Annotated in this window: 3 protein-coding genes; 2 read left to right on the top strand and 1 reads right to left on the bottom strand. The window is 72.2% G+C overall.

Features of this window, described 5'->3' with window-relative positions; translation table 11 throughout:
• Nucleotides 1–499 (top strand): DUF559 domain-containing protein (locus tag ACXJKL_RS16935; protein ID WP_457208189.1); only part of this gene is annotated, 499 nt, incomplete at its 5' end.
• A gap of 66 nt (nt 500–565) precedes the next feature.
• Here ACXJKL_RS16935 and ACXJKL_RS16930 read toward each other — a convergent pair.
• Entirely contained in the window at nt 566–1,930 is a 1,365-nt protein-coding gene (locus ACXJKL_RS16930) for a cation:dicarboxylate symporter family transporter (RefSeq protein WP_457208188.1), read from the bottom strand.
• A 164-nt stretch (nt 1,931–2,094) separates the two neighbouring features.
• Here ACXJKL_RS16930 and ACXJKL_RS16925 point away from each other — a divergent pair.
• Nucleotides 2,095–3,704 (top strand): sensor histidine kinase (locus ACXJKL_RS16925; protein WP_457208187.1); only part of this gene is annotated, 1,610 nt, incomplete at its 3' end.

The raw sequence follows: 3,704 nt of genomic DNA, 5'->3' as shown, positions 1-3,704 counted from the left end.
GCTCCCTGACGCCGAGGCGCTCGCCGTGGCCGACTCTGCGCTGCGCGCCGGCGAGGCCGCGCTCCTGGCGGAGGTGGCCGCACGCGTGAGGGGCACCGGCAGCCACCACGTCCGCGCGATCGCTGCGGCCGCGCGGGCCGGCGCCGCCAACCCGTTCGAGTCCGCCCTGCGCGCGATCGCCCTCACCGTGCCCTGGCTCTCGGTCGAGCCCCAGGTGGTGATCGCCGCGCCGCACGTGTGGGCCCGCCCCGACCTGGTCGACGTACGCCGGATGCTGGTCGTCGAGGCCGAGTCCTACGAGTGGCACGGCAACCGGGCAGGGTTCCGCAAGGACGTCCGGCGCTACACGCTGCTCGTGGCCGACGGGTGGACCGTGCTGCGCTTCACGTGGGAGGACGTCGTCCTGCGTCCCGACTGGGTACGCCGCGTGCTCACCCGGGCGGTCCGGCGCGAAGACACGCGGACACAACTGTCCGCGGGACCCGGTGCTGCCGCCTGACGGCAGCACCGGGAGCGGGGTTGTGTCCGCGTGTCTCCGGGGTGCTCGGTGCGGAGCCGGGGGCTGCTACCGGACCGCGGGCGCCCCGACGACCTGCGGCTCGTCGTCGTAGGCGTCCGCTCCGTGGTCGTCGACCATCGTGGTCTCGTCGAAGCGGTCCTCCCCGGCCAGCACCCGGTCGAGCTGGGCGCGGTCGAGCGTGTCGGTCCACTGACCGATCAGGATCGTGGCGACCGAGTTGCCGGCGAAGTTGGTCACCGCACGGGCCTCGGACATGAAGCGGTCGATGCCGACGATGAGGCCGACGCCGTCGAGCAGCTCGGGGCGGTGCGAGGACAGGCCGCCGGCCAGCGTAGCCAGGCCGGCGCCGGTGACACCGGCGGCGCCCTTGGAGGCGATGATCATGAACAGCAGCAGCGAGAGCTGCTCGCCGATGCTCAGCGGCTGGTCGAGCGCGTCGGCGATGAAGATCGAGGCCATCGTCAGGTAGATCGCGGTGCCGTCGAGGTTGAACGAGTAGCCGGTCGGGACGACGACACCCACGGTGGTCTTCTCGACGCCCGCGTGGTTCATCTTGGCGATGAGGCGCGGCAGCGCCGACTCGGAGGAGGACGTGGAGACGATCAGCAGGAACTCGCGGCCGAGGTACTTGAAGAGGCTGAGGATGTTGACGCCGGTGACCAGCTTGAGGAGGGTGCCGAGCACGAGGAACACGAACAGGAAGCACGTGATGTAGAAGGCCACCATGATGGTGGCGAGGCTCTTGAGGGCGTCCACACCGGTCTCGCCGACCACGGCCGCGATGGCGGCGAACGCGCCGACCGGGGCGGCCCACATGATCATCGACAGCACCCGGAAGACCAGGCGCTGCAGGTGGCCGATGCCGGTGAGGATCGGCCGGCCGGCGCGGCCCATCGACTGCAGGGCGAACCCGACGAGCAGCGAGACGAGGAGGGTCTGGAGGACCTCGCCGGAGGTCAGGGCGGACAGCAGCGAGTCGGGGACGATGCCGGTGATGAACTCGGTGGTCGAGCCGTGCGCGGCCGCGGCCTGCTCCTGGCCGACCCCGGCGACGTCGTCGGAGAGGTGGAGCCCCTCGCCCGGGTCGATGAGGTTGCCGACGAGCATGCCGAYGCCGAGGGCGATGGTCGACATGGTCAGGAAGTAGGCGAGCGCGAGGCCACCGACCTTGCCGACGCTGGCCGCGCTGCGGACCGACCCCACGCCCAGGACGAGCGTGCAGAAGATGACCGGCTGGATCATCATCTTGATGAGTCCGACGAACGTCGTGCCGATCCACTTCAGGCCCACGGCGAACTCGGGGAAGACGAGGCCGACGACGGCCCCCAGGACGACGGCGACGATCACCGCGACGTAGAGGTAGTGGGTGCGGTCGCGCTTGACCGTCGTCCCCTGGGTGGTTGTGCTCATGGTTCCTCCGACTCCGTGCTGCTGATGAGAGCGGGCCTGTGCCCTGCGCCACATCCTGTGGTGCCTTGTGATGGTCGTCACCCTTGTGGTCGTTGAGTTCACGCCGGGGCGATCGGGCCGCCGTACGTCGTCGCACCCGGTCCGGAGTGCGGCAGAATGCCGGCATGCCCCCCGCCGCGGCGCCACGTCGGGAGAGCCCGGTCGCTCGCCAGATCCTGCTGCTCCAGGTGCTGGTCGTGCTCGTCCTGGTGGCCACCGCCACCGCCCTCGCGACCTTCGACGCGCGGCGTGACACCCGGGACTCGGCGCGCGAGGAGGCGGTGACCGTGGCGGTCTCGGTCGCCGACTCCCCCACCGTCGCCGAGGCGCTGCGCACCCCGGACCCGACCACGACGCTGCAGCCCTTCGCCGAGGCCGTGCGGGCCGACACGGCGGTGGACTTCGTCGTCATCATGGGCCTGGACCGTCGCCGCTACACCCACCCGACCACCTCGCTCATCGGCCAGAAGTTCGTGGGCGACCTCGGGGGCGCTCCCCGCGGCGAGGTCTTCACCCAGGAGTACGTCGGCACGCTGGGGCGCTCGATCCGCTCCGTCGTGCCCGTCCGCGACGACGGCCGGGTCGTGGCCCTGGTGTCCGTGGGCATCACGCTCGACCGCGTCGACGAGCAGCTGCGGCACGACCTGCCCGGCATCCTGGTCGCGGGACTCGGGGCCCTGGCGGTGGGCCTCTGCGGCGCCTGGCTGATCAGCCGGCGGCTGCGGCGCCAGACCCACGGTCTCGGCGAGCGGGAGATCACCCGCATGTACGAGTACTACCGCGCCGTGCTCGCCGCCGTGCGCGAGGGGCTGGTGCTGGTGGACACCCGCGGCGAGGTGCAGCTCGTCAACGACGAGGCCCGCCGCCTGCTGGGGCTGCCCGAGGACGTCGTCGGTCAGTCGCTCGCGGACCTCGGGCTGCCCCCGGGCCTGGTCGCCGCGGCGGCGAGCGACTCACCCCAGCCCGACACGATCTACGTGCTGGGCGAGCACGTGCTGCTGATCAGCTCGGCCCCCGCCTTCTGGGAGGGCGACGAGGTCGGCGCGGTCGTCACGCTGCGCGACCGCACCGAGCTCCAGGCGGTGACCGGCGAGCTCGACGTGGTCCGCGGCCTCACCGAGTCGCTGCGCGCGCAGAACCACGAGGCCGCCAACCGGCTGCACACCGTGGTCTCCCTCATCGAGATGGGTCGCTCCGAGCGGGCTGTCGACTTCGCCACCGAGGAGCTGCGCTTCGCCCAGGAGCTCGCCGACCAGGTGGTGGGCGCGGTCCAGGAGCCGGTGCTCGCCGCGCTCCTGCTCGGCAAGACCGCCGAGGCCGCCGAGCGCGGCATCGACCTCGTCGTGGACGGCGAGGTGGTCGCCGAGGAGCTCACCGTGCGGCCCCGCGAGCTGGTCACCGTCCTGGGCAACCTCGTCGACAACGCGATGGACGCCGTCACCGAGCAGTCCGAGCGGCGGATCCTCGTGCACGTCGAGGGCGACGCCGAGGGCGTCACGGTCGTCGTCGAGGACAGCGGCACCGGCGTCCGCCCCCAGGACGCCGAACGCGTCCTCGAGCGCGGCTGGTCGTCGAAGGCCAGCGGCGGTCGCGGCATCGGTCTCGCCCTCGTCGGACAGGTCGCGCGGCTGCACGGCGGCTCCGTCGAGGTCGAGGCCTCGCACCTCGGTGGGGCGAGGTTCACCGTCACCCTGCCCGGAGCCCCGCCCGACGTCTCGCCCGACGCCTCATCGAG

It is taken from the genome of Nocardioides sp. P5_C9_2 (assembly GCF_054049555.1).
Note: the sequence above shows the minus strand (reverse complement) of the source record. Positions and strands in the feature narration are given on the sequence as shown.